This is a genomic window from Shewanella sp. Isolate11 (assembly GCF_022398315.1).
GTDB lineage: Bacteria > Pseudomonadota > Gammaproteobacteria > Enterobacterales > Shewanellaceae > Shewanella.
Map to the genome: position 1 here is coordinate 636,348 of NZ_JAKEVF010000002.1, position 16,666 is coordinate 653,013.

A 16,666-nucleotide genomic window follows, 5' to 3' on the forward strand; every position below is an offset into this window, starting at 1 on the left:
ATTATATGACGCAAAGATGACACTAATGTTACAACAGACAAATGTCATCAATTACTTATGGAGCTTTAGTGAAATGTTACGATATTTAGTTACCTTACAAGTGACCGATAGAACCGGATTAGTCGAACAGATAGCCCATATCGTTAGCCGACACGGAGGTCACTGGCTCGATTCAGAATTACGTCATCTCGATGGTATCTTTGCGGCGATTTTATTACTTGAAGTACCCGCCGCCAATTGGGAAACCTTGCTTGAAAACTTAGAGTGTATAGAAGGCCTCAGCCTAACTTACATCAAAACCAGTCGCGCTATGACTCCAGCCAAATGTAAACACTACTCGTTAGTAGCCTATGATAGACCTGGCTTAGTTCATGATATTTCAAATAAAATTAGCGATCTAGGTATCAACATCGAAAAGCTCTCTACCAACTACGAAAGTGCCAGCCACACCGGCGTACTCTTGTTTCGTGCCAACTTCAATTTAAATATGCCCGATGACGCTATGGAGCAAAAACTCACCCAAGCCCTCTACTCTATCGGTGATGATGTCGTGCTCGATGTCTTAGATTAACCCCTTAAACACAACTTTTACCATTTACATGCCCTGCTATCATGCAGGGCTGTACTATTTAAAGCCATTTGCCGCTGATAAGAGCAAGCAAAACAACCCATTACAAATGGCTCAAAAACAGCTAACACTATCTGATATACTTCAATTAATGATAATAATAACCTGCTGAATTAGTTTAATTTTCAAACAGCTTAAAATTTTTGGAACTCAAATGTCTAATGCCCCCATTACTGGAAACATCCGCAAGATGCGGTCCAGTCTCGACGCAAATGGTCAAGTGAACTATCAACTGCCATTATCGGAACATCTGGTAGAAATGAATCCGCTGATAGGTCAACAGATCACCCTTACCCATACCGGTAATATCTATTGTTGTAATTGCAATAAAAAAACCAAGAAGAGTTTCTCCCAAGGCCACTGCTTTGTGTGCATGAAAAAACTCGCCAGCTGCGACATGTGCATTATGAAACCCGAAACTTGCCACTTCGCACAGGGCACTTGCCGCGAACCACAGTGGGGAGAAGATAACTGTTTCGTTCCTCATTATGTATATCTGTCTAACACTTCAGGGCTCAAGGTTGGCATCACCCGTCATACGCAGTTGCCAACCCGCTGGATAGACCAAGGTGCGACCCAAGGCTTGCCTATTCTTAAAGTTTCAAGCCGTCAGTTATCTGGATTAGTGGAAGTGGAACTGGCCAAAATGATTGCTGATAAGACCAATTGGCGCACCATGCTAAAAGGCAATGCCGAGCCGCTAGATTTAACGGTTCAGGCCAATGAATTATTGCCGCAAATTGAAACCCGGTTGCATGAATTGGCAATGGAACATGGTGAATACGCGATTGAGCGACTTAACGAGTCGATTGTGGATATCGATTATCCAGTTAGCGAATTTCCGAGTAAAATTGCATCACATAACTTTGATAAAAACCCTGTGGTCAGTGGCACATTAATGGGAATTAAAGGCCAATATCTGATTTTTGATACTGGGGTGATCAACCTAAGAAAATTCACATCATACGAGATCAGCGTTACGGCATAATAAAAGCTGTCGGCTAAGTCGTTTCTATACTTCACTCAGCCAAAATTCGAATATCAAAAAGGCGCCGTCGGCGCCTTTTCTTGTAATATTGGGATTTACCAGTTAAGCATCAAAGTCAGTGACTTTAGCAAGTTAGACTAATCCGATTTATCATCCGCCTTACGGCCTAATACTTCGATCTTGCCTTTTTTAGATACTCCTACCAACCCTAGCTTCTGATTACCAACACTATCATAACTAAGTTCAATACTGCTGATGGTCGACTCTCCTTTGGGAACTGATATGGCTCGGCTGGACATGCCTTCAGTAAGTACACCTAAATTATCGACACTCTTAGATTCACCATCTTTCATATTAATCACGACTTGCTTAAGATTAACCGTACCTTGAGTACATTTAAGCTTAATGCTATCGACTTTTTTCTCACTGTTGTGAGGCTTAACCGTATCAACTTCAGCCTTATAATCCACAGTTTTTTCGGCGATTGTGATCCAATCATCGGCTGCAAATGCCAACATTGTGGTAAGACTCATCGCTAACGTTAAACATAAAATCGCTGATTGTTTAGCAATCTGTTTCATCTGACTCATACAAGCCTCCTTGACCCTTTGAGCTTAATCGCGGTTGGGTAAAGCTGCCAACATATTGTGCATTAAATGATGCAGTCGCTCAGAACTTTCATCTAAATGCTGCTCAAGATCGGTAAAACCTTGAGCAAGCACTTTCCAACGAGGGCGAACCTCATTAGCAGCAAACAACATTAACAACACCGAACTTTTCTCATACTCACTCATGTCAACGCCCTGCTCTGAGAGCCCAGCCACCATTCCGGTATCTTGTAAAATTTGTGCATCACTGAGCTGAGACTCAAATGCCACACCGAAACCAATCAAAAAATCCGGCATATCCTGTGGATGCACATGCTGATAGCCTTTGGTCATCATGGTATCGATAATTGCCTGCTGCATACGATGCATTAACGCATTACTATCCACCGTATTATCAACGGCTAACTTACTAAAGTTTGGATGTAAGGCAAAACGTTGGTTATCGGAGGAGATAAAGCTTATATCGCCACTGGCCACCGTCATAATACGTTCGGTTTGTACTTGACTCTTTTGCTTGGATTGAGGCTCGGTGACACATGCCGTTAGCAATAACAGGGGTAACAATATTGCTGAGGGTTTAACCATAATAAAACGCATCCTTGTCCAATGAATTAGCGAGATGATCATATCAAATAATGACCCAATCTCGGCATTTATAATCAAAATAATACTTAAAATAGCAATGCAAATGTTTGATTGCGAGTCATTTTCTTATATCACTCCCTAAATGACCATACTATTGAAAACAGTAACAAACTAATATCGAATGAATATCAGTCAGTTATAATCACCACGATTAAATATCATTTTTTACTGGCAAGGAATTATATTGTCAGGGATGATATAGCCCTTATTTTGAGTAAATTGATCTATTCCATGGAACTTATCTTCGCCATTGCGCTGTTTGCCTTCTCATCAGGCATTACCCCAGGCCCGAATAACATTATGTTAATGACCTCTGGAGTCAACTTCGGCATCAAGCCTAGCTTGCCACATCTCGCAGGCATCTGTATTGGTTTCCCTTGCATGGTCTTGGCCATTGGCCTTGGGCTAAGCACCCTGTTTCAACATTACCCGGTATTACATCTGATCATCAAATATGTCGGTATCACTTATCTACTTTATCTAGCTTGGCTTATCGCCAATAGCAGCAATAAAATGGAAGGAAAACAAACCAATAAGCCTTTGAGTTTTATTCAAGCAGCTGCATTTCAATGGGTGAATCCTAAGGGCTGGATCATGGCTGTGGGCGCCGTGGCGACCTTTACCCACATCGATCAACCTTTAACACCGCAAGTGCTGACCATCGCCAGTGTATTTTTTAGTGTGGCCTTTCCTTGTGCCATCGTTTGGCTTGGTTTTGGGGTAGCACTAAAGCGGCTACTTAAAAACCAAAAGCAACAACAATGGTTTAATATCTCCATGGCACTCTTGCTAGTGCTGTCTATCATCCCTATGATCGCCCCTCACTAGTGGAGATAACATGAGCCTGCAACGTCCAGCCAACGATGAATTTACCCAAGCAATAGCGACTGAAATGGAACACTGGGTCGAAATAGTCATCATGAAATACAATATCTGCCCTTTCGCTCGCAAAGAAGTATTGGCCAACAGTATTCGTTATCTTGTTATTGAAGCCCATAAGCTAGATCAAGTGTTATCGGAGCTAATTAGCGAATGTCAGTTTTTAGACCAGCACCCAGAAATCGAAACCAGCTTATTCATTCTACCGCGTGGTTTTGAAGGATTTTATCTCTATCTCGATTTGGTCGATATTGCCAACGATCTACTGATAGAACAAGGCTATGAAGGGATTTATCAGTTAGCCAGTTTTCATCCCGACTATTGTTTCGATGGCGAGGCACAAGATAGCCCGACCAATTACACCAATCGCGCGCCTTACCCGACATTGCACATCATACGTGAAGCCAGTATGGAGCTTGCATTAGCACAATATGATGCTCCAGAATCGATCCCCGAACGCAATATCGCCTTCGCCGAACGTAAAGGCAGTCAGTTTTTTATCGATCTTTTAGCACGCTGTAAACCACAACAGCATTAGAAAGGAGTCACATGGCCACTAAATATTATGTTGTCTGGGCTGGACGTGAAACCGGTATTTTCACCAGTTGGCCACAGACAAAAGCCTTAGTCGATGGCTTTGCTGGTGCCAAATACAGATCCTTTAAAACCGAAGCTGAAGCTAAAGCCGCGTTTAACCGAGGCAGTGGCGCAGCATCGACAGCAAAAGCCTCAACAAGCAAAACACCTACCGCCAAATCTGCAGCAAAAACCTCAGCGAATGCTGTCCCCGATAGCGATATCGATATTTATACCGATGGTGGCTGTGAGCCCAATCCCGGCAAGGCCGGCTCTGGCTTAGCCCTGTATCAACAAGGCGTATTAGCTGAGCTTTGGTATGGCCTCTACAATCCTACTGGCACTAACAATACCGCCGAGCTAAATGCCTTACATCAAGCATTACTGATGGCCGAAAATGCCCTTTCTCAAGGTAAAAGCGTGCATATTCATAGCGATTCTCAATACTCGCTTAATTGCGTCACTAATTGGGCCTACGGCTGGAAAGCCAAGGGCTGGAAGCGTAAAACGGCTGGAGATATTGCTAACTTGGCCATTATTCAAGCCGCCCATGAAATCTATGACAAGTTAAAAGATAAACTCAAGATAAGCCATGTGGCCGCACATATTGGCATAGAAGGAAATGAATTGGCTGACCGCATGTCTATCTATGCCATAGATCAGCAAACGACAGACTTTTGCCGCTATCCAGCCCCCTTTGCGCTTGAGGAAATATTGGCTCTTCACACTGGATAAACACCGGCTAAAACCAGTAGCAGATTGTCTCCCCTAGAGGCAATCTGCCACTAACATGACTGCTCATCCTGTCTTAATTTAAATCTCACTCTTAATTTAAGTACCATCCTCAATTTATACCTCAGCCTTTTGGGCCTCAGCTTGAGATTAACCATGAGAGCCGATATAACGCGCTCTTTTCTTATCTTTAAGCTTATGGGTATCCACCAGCACTAAACCATCGATACAATCACCAAAATCGGCATCAATGCCAAAATCCAAGAAGCGAACACCGTTGTCTTCACATAACTCACCATATTGCTTATACAGTGCAGGGACGGCGCAGCCCATACTGGCAAGCGCCTGTTTAAGAAGGCAAAACTCCCCTTGATAATCTAGCCCAGGAAACAGGCTTGCTAGTTCTTTTAGTCGGCTCTGGGTAAAGCGATAACCATTTTTAGCTTGGGCTAAACGTTCAATCGAAACAAAATGAGTTTGATAAAAATACACCAGCATCTCTTTCGCTCGCTCCGGTAAGCTATCGCTGATGGTTACAGGGCCGAACAGATAACGGTATTGCGGATGCTTAGCCAAATAGGCTCCTATTCCATACCAGAGATAATCTAAACTGCGTTTACCCCAACATTTGGGCTGTACAAAGCTGCGCCCTAATTCCAAACCTTGTTCGAAATAGGGAGTAAATGCCATCTGATATTCAAATAGTGATTGACTGTAAAGCCCCGCATCGGCCTGTACTTGATACAAAGATTGGGCGCTAGCAAAGCGATAGGCTCCAACAATCTCTAACGCCTGAGTATCCCAAAGTACCAAATGCAGATAATGCGCATCATATTGATCGATATCGCGGCGCTTTCCACTGCCTTCCCCCACGGCGCGAAAGGCAATTTCACGTAAACGCCCTATCTCTCGCATAATGGGATTGCTCTCGCTGTGGCGATAAAGATAGATCTGCTTATTATCTTGAGTACAGCCCAAAAGCTCACAGCCAGATAAGGCTTCGATGAGATCAGCACGAGACTCTGGATGCGCAATCGCATTTTGAGTAGTAAATAAAGGGCTACGATTCTTACCAATACGATAAAGATGATTCTTCAGCAACTTAACCTGAGTTTTCAAAGGGAAGTCACTGCTAGCAACCTCTTCTTTAGGGATCAACTGACCGATTTTTATCGGCATAGTACGCTTAGCCTGTTTAAACATCTCTTTCACCAATAGCAAGGTTGCTAAAGGCTTATACAACATGGACACACCATAAAAAGTAGCCGAGTTTCGTCCATCGGCGAACATCGGCAGCAACGGTGCCTGACAGGCTTTAGCGATTTTAATAAACCCCGAATGCCAACGGAGATCGCGTACACCACTGGGCCTTAAACGCGACACTTCTCCTGACGGGAAAATTAATACCGCGCCTTCATTCTTAAGATGTTGATGTATGTTATTAAGATGCTGTTTCGGCGTACCACCGGTCATGTTTCTCACTGGCAGCAATAATGAATGCAGCGGCGCTAAGGTCATCAACAATTCATTGGCGACCACTTTGATATCGGGACGGACTTGGCTAATTAATTTAATCATCGCCAACGCGTCGAGTGACCCTATGGGATGATTAGCGTAAATCACTACCCGCCCTTCATGAGGAATATTTTCTATCTCACTGCTCGGCACGCTATAGGTAAAATTAAAGCTGGCGAGGACCAGCTCAATAAAGTCGACCCCTTTATGATAGGCAAACTCTTGCGTTAACTGTTGGCACTCTTTTTCCATCAAAAAATAGCGCAGTAAAGCTTTGGTCGGTGTCGCTAACCAAGGTGATTGATTCAGTTTAGGCAGATTGTTTGACACCACATCATCGACGCTAAAGATAAGATTAGATTCTGAGTGGTTTATCGAGGCTATTTCAGCTTTTGCGTCCGTTTTTAGCAGGGTATTTTGCATCACCTTTCTCACTCTCTGATCACTTGAGTCTTTTCATTTTTCACAGAGTAAGTAGCCAACTTGACTAACAGATGAAGCATTTATGACAACCAGATGACTAAACATTCCTCGAAGCCATCAATCTTGCTGCATTAAAACGAAAAAAGCTGGAGAATCACTTCTCCAGCTTTAATTAAACACCCTTTTTAATCAATATTGATTAGTTAAGCACATAAGCACGCATAGTTGTAACTTGTGCAGAGCTTGAACCTTCATCGGTCATGTTAACGCGAAGGTGAACAAATTCACCAGCTGCGGCGGCGTTAGGAACAATTGCTACCCACTCGCCATCAACTTGCTTAACCTCGGCATCAACCCACGCTTCTTCGGTAAACTTAGCTGAAACTGGGCAATAGATATAAGCCGAAATATAGCTTACACCACACTCTTGTCCATACCCATACTGTAGGCTCACTTCTGATAAATCAACACTATCAATACCATCCATCACGCCCGATAGTTTAATCATCGCAGGCACACCGGCAGTCATGGTGTTTTGCATATCGACAGGAAGATCGATAACAGGCACAAGCACTTTTTGCGTACCTTGCAGGGTTTCATCAGTCGTAAAGTTATACAACACATGAGATAAAGAGCCTAAGTTATCATAGATAGGTGAACGTTCTCCCACGCCACGTGCATAACTTAATAACTCAATCCCTACTTCGGCAGTCTCATTAGGCACAGTCAAAGTACCGCTAGACAAGTAAGTTGACTCGCCATTAAGGGTTAACATATATGCTGAACGTGAATTACGACCCGCTAAACCATCGTGACCATCTGAATCACCATAAACCGGTAACGTCATGCTGAGCACGTTAGTATCACGGTAGGCAATCGGGCGACCACTTGTCGATAAGCTAGCACCTCTAGGCCCCTTAAACCAACTATTGGCAGATTCAGCCCCTGAAGTCATGAAACGTGGACCATCGAAATAAGCTCCATTGGTACTGATATCCGGATGAGGCATCACGATGTTCGTCCAAGTATTCTTAGGTGTAGCTGTGTAATACTCCTCACGAACCAGTGGCGCGAGTAGCATGTGTGGGCTACCTGTAGAATAGAACTCACCAGTACTATTGGTTTGAGCCATAACATCTTTAAATGTTGGACGTTCATCGTTATTCTGTGAGTAATATGATGAAGTGAATTGGTGTAGTTCCTTATCATGAACACGAACCTGTCCACCGTTGATACTACCATCAGTAATATGGTGTAAATCATAAGTGTAAGGAGTTTTCTCTACCGAAGTACCTTTCCAACTAACGATGTTATTACCTTGGTTGATCTGCTCAAATAACACTTCACCTTGCTCAGAACTCAATCCCATCACTGGCAGGCGAGGAATACCGGTTAACGAAGTCTTATAGCGACCATGTGCTCCAGGGCGGTAATAAAGTACGCCTATAGCCCCCTGTTTTATCGCATTATTCACCATATAATTAACGATGTAAAAAGGGTTTTGTACTAGAGCAATCTTGCCTGCTAAGTCAAATTGGCTCCAGTCAGTGCTGTAACTTGCATCACCTACTGGCACTACTTCAGCACTACCTTCCCCGTCAAAACCAATCGCTAAGCCTTGAGCAACTAAATCAAGTTCAACACCATTTTGCATAGTCATCACAGTTTCAGGCGCTGTCGCATGAGTAGAAGCAAATGCACGGAAACGATCATCGTGACCTTGTGACCACAGATACAAGTTATCAACATAATCTGGTGCCAACTCAATCGCAGCCAATTTTGCTAACTTATTATCGTCAAGCGCATAGGTGAAACCAAATGAGAAACCTTGAGTTTCAATGGGTTTATCCGTTTTAAACTCTAGTTTTGGTGCTATTTGCGCATCAAAGTGAATGCTTTCATTCGAGGAAATTTTCTTATTGAGATAGGCCATCTGCGTGGCAGACTCAACCAAACCACTCGTTCTGACATCATTATCATAAGTCATGATATGGGCAACGATGGTGTAATTACCTTCATCCACTTTAACTTCAGCTTGTCCGCTATTCATCGACACATATCTACCATAATCATCTTCTTCGTTGATCAGGTAGATTTTTGAAGGACTGGTTGCAGGCATACCGCGTAGATCGGTCGCGCTTAAGCTTAAGGATACTTGAGGAGGCTGGATCCAAAATGACACAGGGACTGTGATCTGTTCATCGGCTTGACCTTTTGAACGACCTTCGATGCGACCGGTAATAGCGCCATAAGCACCGCTGCGCAGACCAACGGTAGGATCAATCCATACAGGCACTTCTGCAGTACCATTTGCAGGCACAGTAATAGATTTAACGCCTAAACCCGCTATTGTAGCTGGCATACGAGTAATACCATCTTCACCCATCAGCTCTAGTGACAAATCATAAGTCACATCTTCATCTGATAAGTTTTCGAAGGTCACAAAAGTATTGGTAACATCGGTATTGCCCGCATAAGGAAATGAATCCAACTCAATATTAGGCTGTGCAATCACCTTTTGCACCATAGCGCGGTTAACATCCATTGGACCCGCACCTTGCTCTAACACATGTGCATCATTCTCAACCACAGACGAAGTCAGCACTTTTTTCAGTTGCATTGGTGTCAGTTCAGGACGCGCTTCTAAAACTAAAGCTGCACCGCCTGCCACATGAGGCGCCGACATCGAAGTTCCCGACAGCGCACGATAAGCTGTGGCACCATTACCACCTGAAGCCGCCGCAACCACATTCACCCCTTGAGAACCGATATCTGGTTTAGCACTATGTCCATCTGGTGATGGGCCGCGAGATGAGAAGGATGCAGTTTGGTTATCTCTGTCAAGTGCAGCCACAGTCAATGCACTAGGCGCACATCCTGGAGAACCCACGGTTTGACGGGTAAAGCTGTTACCGGCAGAGATAACAAACAGAGTCTGCTCGCGAAGGGCTTCAACCATATCAACCATAGGGCCTTCACAACTGGTGGCAGAGCCGCCCAAAGACATGTTAACGATATCCGCACCGTTATTGGCCGCCCAAATCATACCGTTCAAAATGCCATAGGTACTGCCACCACCGCTATTACTGAGCACTTTACCCACTAGTAACTCAGCGCCAGGCGCCATACCAGCCCACTTACCACCGGACTCTTTACCCGTACCCGCAATCGTCGATGCGGTATGCGTACCGTGACCGTTAAGATCATCGACTCCATTTGATGAATAAGAAAAATCAGCAGAAGCCACGACTCGTCCCATCAAATCAGCATGTTCGATGTCATATCCGGTATCAAGCACCGCAACACGCACACCTGCGCCGCTGTAATTAATCGCATTTGAACCTAAGGCACCAGTAAAGGGCACTGTTGGCACTAGGGTTTCCGCCACATTTTGTTTGTGACCAAACACCATAGCATCAAGCCAAACACCTTCGATACGAACATCAGAGGTCAATGCCGAAAACACTTCAGCCGCCTGATCCTTGCTGATCCCGAAAGCAGCACTGTCAATAATTTCGATTTCACCTGTCAGTGACATACCTGCAAGTTCTGCTGGTGTCGCCGAGCCTTCCAAAGCCCCATCAGGATATTCCACGATAACTGGCAGTTTATCTGTCGAAGCATCATCATAACCAGATTGATACAACTTACTGATGTTAAACAACTCTTTATCAATAACTTTATTGTCAATAAATTGCTGTGCACTTTCAGGGATCACATAGGTATCATTACCGCGTTTAAAGATACTGGTCATAACATCTTGACCATCTTTACCCACCATACGGATGCCAGCTAGCGAACCATCGGTTTTCACTACCGCGCTGACTTTATCACCTGTGATCAGCGTAAATTCTAATCCTGCACTTTCATGCTCAAATGCCACCATATCTTCTGCAACCGCTGAAAGTGACAATGCACCTCCTAGCAGCGCCATGCAATGGACAGCAAGTTTGTTTAGCCTAAAACGACTTTTCATAATACTTCCTAAAATTTGTCTTATTATTGTTTTTTATCTTAATAAAAAACTTATAGTTACTTACGATGCAACATCGAAAGTTATTTTGTCACCTACTTATCTACTAAAAAAAGATTTTGGAGTACATAGCGCGAAACTCACGCAAAGTTAATCAAATGATAATTTTGTGTAACAAATTCAAACCCGTAAAACTTTATTTCTCCTAGTCATAAATAATGTAGCGTTTTGTAGCAAAAATTTATCTTTATCCACAGCGAGATGGCAACTTAACACTTATAAATCAGAGTTTTACACACACCCAAAGCTAGAGTGTGAGAGTCGGATTTTTGGCAGAGTCAATATGATGACAGGAGCTTAAGAAAGGCATCCCAGTAAGAACCCCACATAAAGCAAAACAATTAATTAACAATTAACAGCTTTAATTCTTTGATTATTGCCCGACTAAGAACACACCCATAAAGCTGTAATATATCGCCACTTAACTATTTTTATTAAGAAAACCCACAAAACAACAAGCTTATGACGTGTAACCCAAGTGGATACTGGATTTGTATAAATTGAAAAATAATTAACACCTAATTTTGAAGGCGTTACAAAAGTCTTAAAACAGACTTGATTGGCACACTTCAAGCTGAATATTCAAGTCTATCCATCCGCGCAATTTGGATCTCAACTAGAAGATTAAAAGATATGCTGCCAACTATAAGTTGTGAGACAATCGCGCCATGAAAATTTATCGCAAATTACATAAAGCCCCTATCCGAGTAATGCGTATCAGTCGTCGGAGATTTTCACTGCGACTCAAGCGTGACATGTTGGTGCTGAAGGATGCTTTATCTCAGGAAAAACAGGAAACCAAGGAGATGTTGGTTTCCTATGCGCGCTATACGCGAAACCAAGCAACCAAAGAGGAATTAAAACAGGCAAATGATCAATTAGCCGATCTAGTTAAAGGATTAGGCCTAGGTGTTTTTGCGGTATTGCCTTTTGCTCCAATCACCATCCCTGTGGTGGTCAAACTTGGTAAATTGGTTGGGGTCGACATACTTCCCAGTTCATTTAATAATTTGTCTGAACGTAAAGCCAACCTCAACCGAAAAGCCCAGCAAACTAAACGAGATGCTGAAAATAACACCAGTAATTAATCACATTCTCTGCTTTCCCTCCTGAGCCGATTCACCTTATTGTTGCGCCATGCTAGTCTTAGATGAGTTTTTTCCATCGACAAAGAAGCCTTTCATGACATCATTATTGCTATCGGGCACCCAAGGTACCCCGCTTTCTATTATCGCTGAGCAAGATTTTCAACCTTGGCTCGCTCAACAATCTAAAACCGAACAAAACTGGCTCAATGCCACCCATTTCCCTGGTAAGGGATTGAGTTTGATCCCGAACAGCGAAGGCGGCATAGCCCAAATTATCTATGTCACCGACAAACCGGATGAATATTGGGTTTGTGGGGATATCGTCAATCAACTTCCTGCTGGGCAATATTATCTGCAAGCCGACGCACAACAACTTCATGTTGCCGCATTTAGCTGGGTATTGGGCGCCTATAAATTTGACCGTTATAAGAAGAACGATAAGCAGTATCCTCAGCTGGTTATCGATAGCAAAACGATTGTCGAGCAGGTGCTTACCCTAACCCGCTCCGTTTCCTTAGTGCGTGACTTAGTCAACACTCCTGCCGCCGATATGATGCCGCAGCATTTAGGCGAAACCATGGAATCGCTCGCCAGTGAGTTTGGCGCACAAGTTAATCAAATTATCGGCGATCAATTGCTGGAGCAAAACTATCCCACCATTCACATGGTCGGTCGTGCCAGTGCCAACTTACCCCGACTGATCGATTTGACTTGGGGTGATGAAAATGCCCCTAAAGTGACCTTAGTCGGTAAAGGTGTTTGTTTCGATTCCGGCGGATTAGATCTTAAGCCTGGTGCAGGTATGCGCTTGATGAAAAAAGATATGGGCGGCGCGGCTCATGTTATCGGTCTGGCTCACCAGATCATGGCATCAAATCTGCCTGTTAGATTGCGTGTTTTAGTACCTGCGGTTGAAAATGCCGTATCTTCTGATGCCTTTCGTCCTGGCGATGTGATCACTACTCGCAAAGGCTTAACGGTTGAAATTGATAATACTGATGCCGAAGGCCGCTTGGTACTATGTGACGCCCTAGCCGAAGCTTGTAATGACAAGCCTGAGCTATTGATCGACTTTGCCACCTTGACCGGTGCAATGCGTATCGCCTTAGGTACTGAGTTACCCGGCTTTTTCAGTAATGATGAAGCGGTCGCAGCGGGCTTTACTTCTGCAGGTTTGCAGGTTGAAGATCCGGTATGGCGCATGCCACTGCACCAAGCATACTTCGACTTAACTAAGAGTGATATCGCTGATCTCGCTAACTGTGGTAGCACGCCTTTCGGTGGTGCAATCACCGCTGCACTTTACCTTGAAGCTTTCGTTGATTCCGATATCAGCTGGAGTCACTTCGATGTGATGGCATGGAATAACCGCAAACTACCGGGTCGCCCAGTGGGTGGTGAAGCCTTTGGTATTCGTGCGGTTTTTGAATACCTACAGCAACGCTATAGCAAATAATCCTTGTGTAAGCCGTCAGCCGAACGGCGATATTAAAAGCCTGAGACAACAAAAAAGCCCAAGTCATCGACTTGGGCTTTTGATTAATTGCAGTGACTAATGATTTATTCTTCTACGCCTTTGCTGCGTAGGAACTCATCATAAGTGCCTTTAAAGTCATTAACGCCATCTGCGGTAATTTCGATAATACGGGTTGCCAGAGACGACACAAATGCGCGGTCATGGCTGACAAACATCAATGTGCCTTCATACATCTCTAGTGCGTTGTTAAGTGACTCAATTGATTCCATATCCAAGTGGTTAGTTGGTTCATCCATCACCAAAATATTTGGCTTTTGCATGATCAGCTTGCCAAACAGCATACGCCCTTTCTCACCACCAGACAGTACCTTAACTGACTTTTTGATGTCATCCGAGCTAAACAGCATACGGCCTAAATAACCACGCACACTCTGATCGTCATCTTCAGGTTTACGCCATTGGCTCATCCAATCAAACAGTGTCATGTCATTTTCAAAATCTGACTCATGATCCTGAGCATAATAGCCGATGGCCGAATTTTCTGACCACTGAATTGTCCCGTTATCTTGTGGGATATCATGGATAAGAGTACGCAGCATTGTCGTCTTACCCACACCGTTTTCACCCAGTACCGCAATACGTTCACCCACTTCGGCAATAAGATTGAAGTCTTTAAATAGCGGACCTTGATCGAAACCTTTGGTTAGGTTTTCGACGACTAATGCATTACGGAACAGTTTCTTTTCCTGTTCGAAACGAATGAATGGATTAACACGGCTAGAGGCCTTTACTTCTTCAAGTTTAATCTTATCAATCTGTTTCGCGCGTGAAGTCGCTTGTTTAGCTTTAGAAGCGTTAGCAGAAAAACGAGCAACGAAGCCTTGCAGCTCAGAGATTTGCGCCTTTTTCTTAGCATTATCCGATAAAAGACGTTCGCGAGCTTGGTTTGCCGCCATCATATATTCATCGTAATTACCTGGGTAAACACGCAGCTCACCGTAATCCAAATCTGCCATGTGCGTACACACAGAATTAAGGAAGTATCTATCATGCGAGATGATGATCATGGTGCTGTTACGCTGGTTGAGCATCTCTTGTAACCAACGAATAGTATCGATATCCAAGTTGTTGGTAGGCTCATCAAGGAGTAATACGTCTGGATCGCTAAACAGCGCCTGAGCCAATAGCACACGTAATTTAAAGCCAGGGGCAATTTCGCTCATCAGACCAAAGTGTTGCTCAAGTGGAATACCCACACCTAACAGCAATTCACCAGCGCGAGATTCGGCGCTATAGCCATCCATCTCGGCAAACTCCATCTCAAGTTCAGCGACCTTGATGCCATCTTCTTCGCTCATTTCTGGCAAAGAGTAAATACGATCGCGCTCCTGCTTGACTTTCCAAAGTTCACTGTGACCCATGATCACGGTATCGATCACGCTAAACTCTTCATAACCGAATTGGTTCTGGCTCAGTTTACCTAAACGTTCATTAACGTCTAATGACACGTTACCCGATGTTGGCTCAAGTTCACCGCCTAAGATCTTCATGAAGGTCGATTTACCACAACCATTGGCACCGATAAGACCATAACGGTTACCGCCGCCAAATTTGACTGAGATGTTTTCAAACAGCGGCTTAGAGCCAAACTGCATGGTGATATTAGCTGTAGTGATCAATGTGAAATTCCGAAAATTGAGTTAAGCGAAGCGCCTATGGGCTTTAACACCAGTTGCCATGAACTAACAGTATAAACAGCTTAGATGGCATACCGATTAAAAACCGCGCTAAAGGGATAAATTAAAGCGCGATACTATAGCGATTTAGGCCCAATTTAGCAAATCTAACTCGGTATAAAACCAATAAGATAAACCACAAATGAACCGTCGGAATAAGCCAGCTAGCTAACAAAAATGCTTATTTTCGCTTGAAGATAAACTTTTGTTTCAGCCATTGGCGCACATCATGTTGCTGATGTTGATTCAAACCGAAATAGATACACAACCAAGGTGACAACAAAATATACCAAGGCAAGTTACCACTGTGTTTATTGCTAAAAAGCAGATAAAAGAAACCGCTATAAATTACAATCACACCTATGATCCCCACCACCAGCATCAGGGTCTTAGCGACTTTCTCAATCCACATTGGTTTTCTCTTTACACATTGACTTACTACACCTTGGCCACTGAAGCGGCAGTTAAAACCAACTTCGAATAAAATAAATTTGGATCAGACGACATCGCCTATGATAATTGAAAGAACAAAAAAACGGGCCAATGCCCGTTTTTGTACCGGCTGAAAACTAATGATTAAAGGCGAATACCGCCATCAATCTCAAATACACGACCGTTAACATAGTCGTTTTCGATGATAAATTTCACCGTTGAAGCGATTTCAGAAGCTTGACCTAAACGTCCTACAGGCACCATTTTCTCTAAGCGTTCTAAGGCTTCAGGTTTCATCGCCGCCGTCATCTCGGTTTCGATCACCCCCGGAGCCACGGCGGCACTGCGAATATTGTGGCGCGCTAACTCTTTGGCCCAACCAACAGACATCGCGGCCACACCGGCTTTAGACGCTGCATAGTTGCTCTGCCCCATGTTGCCCGCTTTCGCCAAGCTTGAGATGTTGATAATTACACCCGGCTGTTTTGACTCAATCATAGCAACGGCGGCTTCACGGCCACACAAAAACGAACCAGTAAGGTTAACATTGATCACCGCCTGAAATTGAGCCAGTGACATACGGTCACTCACCACACCGTCTTTGGCTTTAACCAACATGCCATCGAGTAAAATACCAGCATTATTGACCAACACATTGACTTGGCCGAAATCTTCCAAAATATAACGGAAACCAGCGACCACATCTTCTTCGTCAGTAATATCTAAGGCGTAGCCTTGGACTTCGGTCGCCGCACCAATGTCGGCACAAGCACGTTCCAGCTTCTCTTGATCGACATCGATAAGCGCTAACTTTGCTCCAGCCGCCGCTAGCTCTTGCGCCATTGCAAAACCAAGTCCGCCCGCACCGCCGGTAATAACGACAACCTTATCTTTTAAATCCATCAA

General features: G+C 43.9%; 14 protein-coding genes. 7 read left to right on the plus strand and 7 right to left on the minus strand.

Annotated elements, in window-relative coordinates; translation table 11 throughout:
- Positions 1–73: 73 nt before the first annotated feature.
- Both L1D21_RS08040 and L1D21_RS08045 read left to right on the plus strand, forming a co-directional pair.
- Positions 74–571: an ACT domain-containing protein gene (locus L1D21_RS08040; RefSeq protein ID WP_239844716.1), complete on the plus strand. Its 498-nt coding sequence runs from the start codon at positions 74–76 to the stop codon at positions 569–571.
- A 226-nt stretch (positions 572–797) separates the two neighbouring features.
- Positions 798–1,616 carry a DUF2797 domain-containing protein gene (locus L1D21_RS08045; RefSeq protein ID WP_239844942.1) on the plus strand — a complete coding sequence of 273 codons (819 nt, stop codon included), beginning with the start codon at positions 798–800 and terminating at the stop codon, positions 1,614–1,616.
- 137 nt (positions 1,617–1,753) lie between these two features.
- Here L1D21_RS08045 and L1D21_RS08050 read toward each other — a convergent pair whose 3' ends face one another.
- Together L1D21_RS08050 and L1D21_RS08055 are read right to left on the minus strand one after the other, a co-directional pair.
- Positions 1,754–2,206, minus strand: a complete 453-nt coding sequence (locus tag L1D21_RS08050; RefSeq protein WP_239844717.1) for a hypothetical protein — start codon at positions 2,204–2,206, stop codon at positions 1,754–1,756.
- A gap of 24 nt (positions 2,207–2,230) precedes the next feature.
- Entirely contained in the window at positions 2,231–2,809 is a 579-nt protein-coding gene (locus tag L1D21_RS08055; protein WP_239844718.1) for a DUF4136 domain-containing protein, read from the minus strand.
- 291 nt (positions 2,810–3,100) lie between these two features.
- Between L1D21_RS08055 and L1D21_RS08060 the strand changes: the two genes are divergently transcribed.
- Genes L1D21_RS08060 through L1D21_RS08070 form a run of 3 tightly spaced genes read left to right on the plus strand, consistent with a single transcriptional unit; the run spans position 3,101 to position 5,059 of the window.
- Entirely contained in the window at positions 3,101–3,697 is a 597-nt protein-coding gene (locus L1D21_RS08060) for a LysE family translocator (RefSeq protein ID WP_239844943.1), read from the plus strand.
- A gap of 10 nt (positions 3,698–3,707) precedes the next feature.
- A complete protein-coding gene (locus L1D21_RS08065) occupies positions 3,708–4,286 on the plus strand; it encodes a DUF1415 domain-containing protein (RefSeq protein ID WP_239844719.1) in 579 nt (192 codons plus the stop codon).
- Positions 4,287–4,297: 11 nt separating this feature from the next.
- A complete protein-coding gene (locus L1D21_RS08070) occupies positions 4,298–5,059 on the plus strand; it encodes a ribonuclease H family protein (protein WP_239844720.1) in 762 nt (253 codons plus the stop codon).
- 147 nt (positions 5,060–5,206) lie between these two features.
- Here the strand turns inward: L1D21_RS08070 and L1D21_RS08075 are convergent, their stop codons facing one another.
- Both L1D21_RS08075 and L1D21_RS08080 read right to left on the minus strand, forming a co-directional pair.
- Positions 5,207–6,994 (minus strand): lysophospholipid acyltransferase family protein, encoded by a 1,788-nt coding sequence (locus L1D21_RS08075; protein WP_239844944.1) that lies wholly within the window; start codon positions 6,992–6,994, stop codon positions 5,207–5,209.
- A gap of 199 nt (positions 6,995–7,193) precedes the next feature.
- Positions 7,194–10,970 carry a S8 family serine peptidase gene (locus L1D21_RS08080; RefSeq protein WP_239844721.1) on the minus strand — a complete coding sequence of 1,259 codons (3,777 nt, stop codon included), beginning with the start codon at positions 10,968–10,970 and terminating at the stop codon, positions 7,194–7,196.
- A 725-nt stretch (positions 10,971–11,695) separates the two neighbouring features.
- Between L1D21_RS08080 and L1D21_RS08085 the strand changes: the two genes are divergently transcribed.
- Both L1D21_RS08085 and L1D21_RS08090 read left to right on the plus strand, forming a co-directional pair.
- Entirely contained in the window at positions 11,696–12,115 is a 420-nt protein-coding gene (locus L1D21_RS08085) for an LETM1 domain-containing protein (RefSeq protein ID WP_239844722.1), read from the plus strand.
- A 94-nt stretch (positions 12,116–12,209) separates the two neighbouring features.
- On the plus strand, positions 12,210–13,571 hold the full coding sequence (locus L1D21_RS08090; protein WP_239844723.1) for a leucyl aminopeptidase family protein: 1,362 nt from the start codon (positions 12,210–12,212) through the stop codon (positions 13,569–13,571).
- 104 nt (positions 13,572–13,675) lie between these two features.
- Here the strand turns inward: L1D21_RS08090 and L1D21_RS08095 are convergent, their stop codons facing one another.
- The 3 genes from L1D21_RS08095 to L1D21_RS08105 all read right to left on the minus strand — a co-directional run bounded on the left by L1D21_RS08095 (position 13,676) and on the right by L1D21_RS08105 (position 16,663).
- On the minus strand, positions 13,676–15,271 hold the full coding sequence (locus L1D21_RS08095; protein WP_239844724.1) for an ABC-F family ATPase: 1,596 nt from the start codon (positions 15,269–15,271) through the stop codon (positions 13,676–13,678).
- A gap of 238 nt (positions 15,272–15,509) precedes the next feature.
- Entirely contained in the window at positions 15,510–15,740 is a 231-nt protein-coding gene (locus L1D21_RS08100; RefSeq protein ID WP_239844725.1) for a hypothetical protein, read from the minus strand.
- Between the two features lie 164 nt (positions 15,741–15,904).
- On the minus strand, positions 15,905–16,663 hold the full coding sequence (locus L1D21_RS08105) for an SDR family oxidoreductase (RefSeq protein ID WP_239844726.1): 759 nt from the start codon (positions 16,661–16,663) through the stop codon (positions 15,905–15,907).
- Positions 16,664–16,666: the final 3 nt, after the last annotated feature.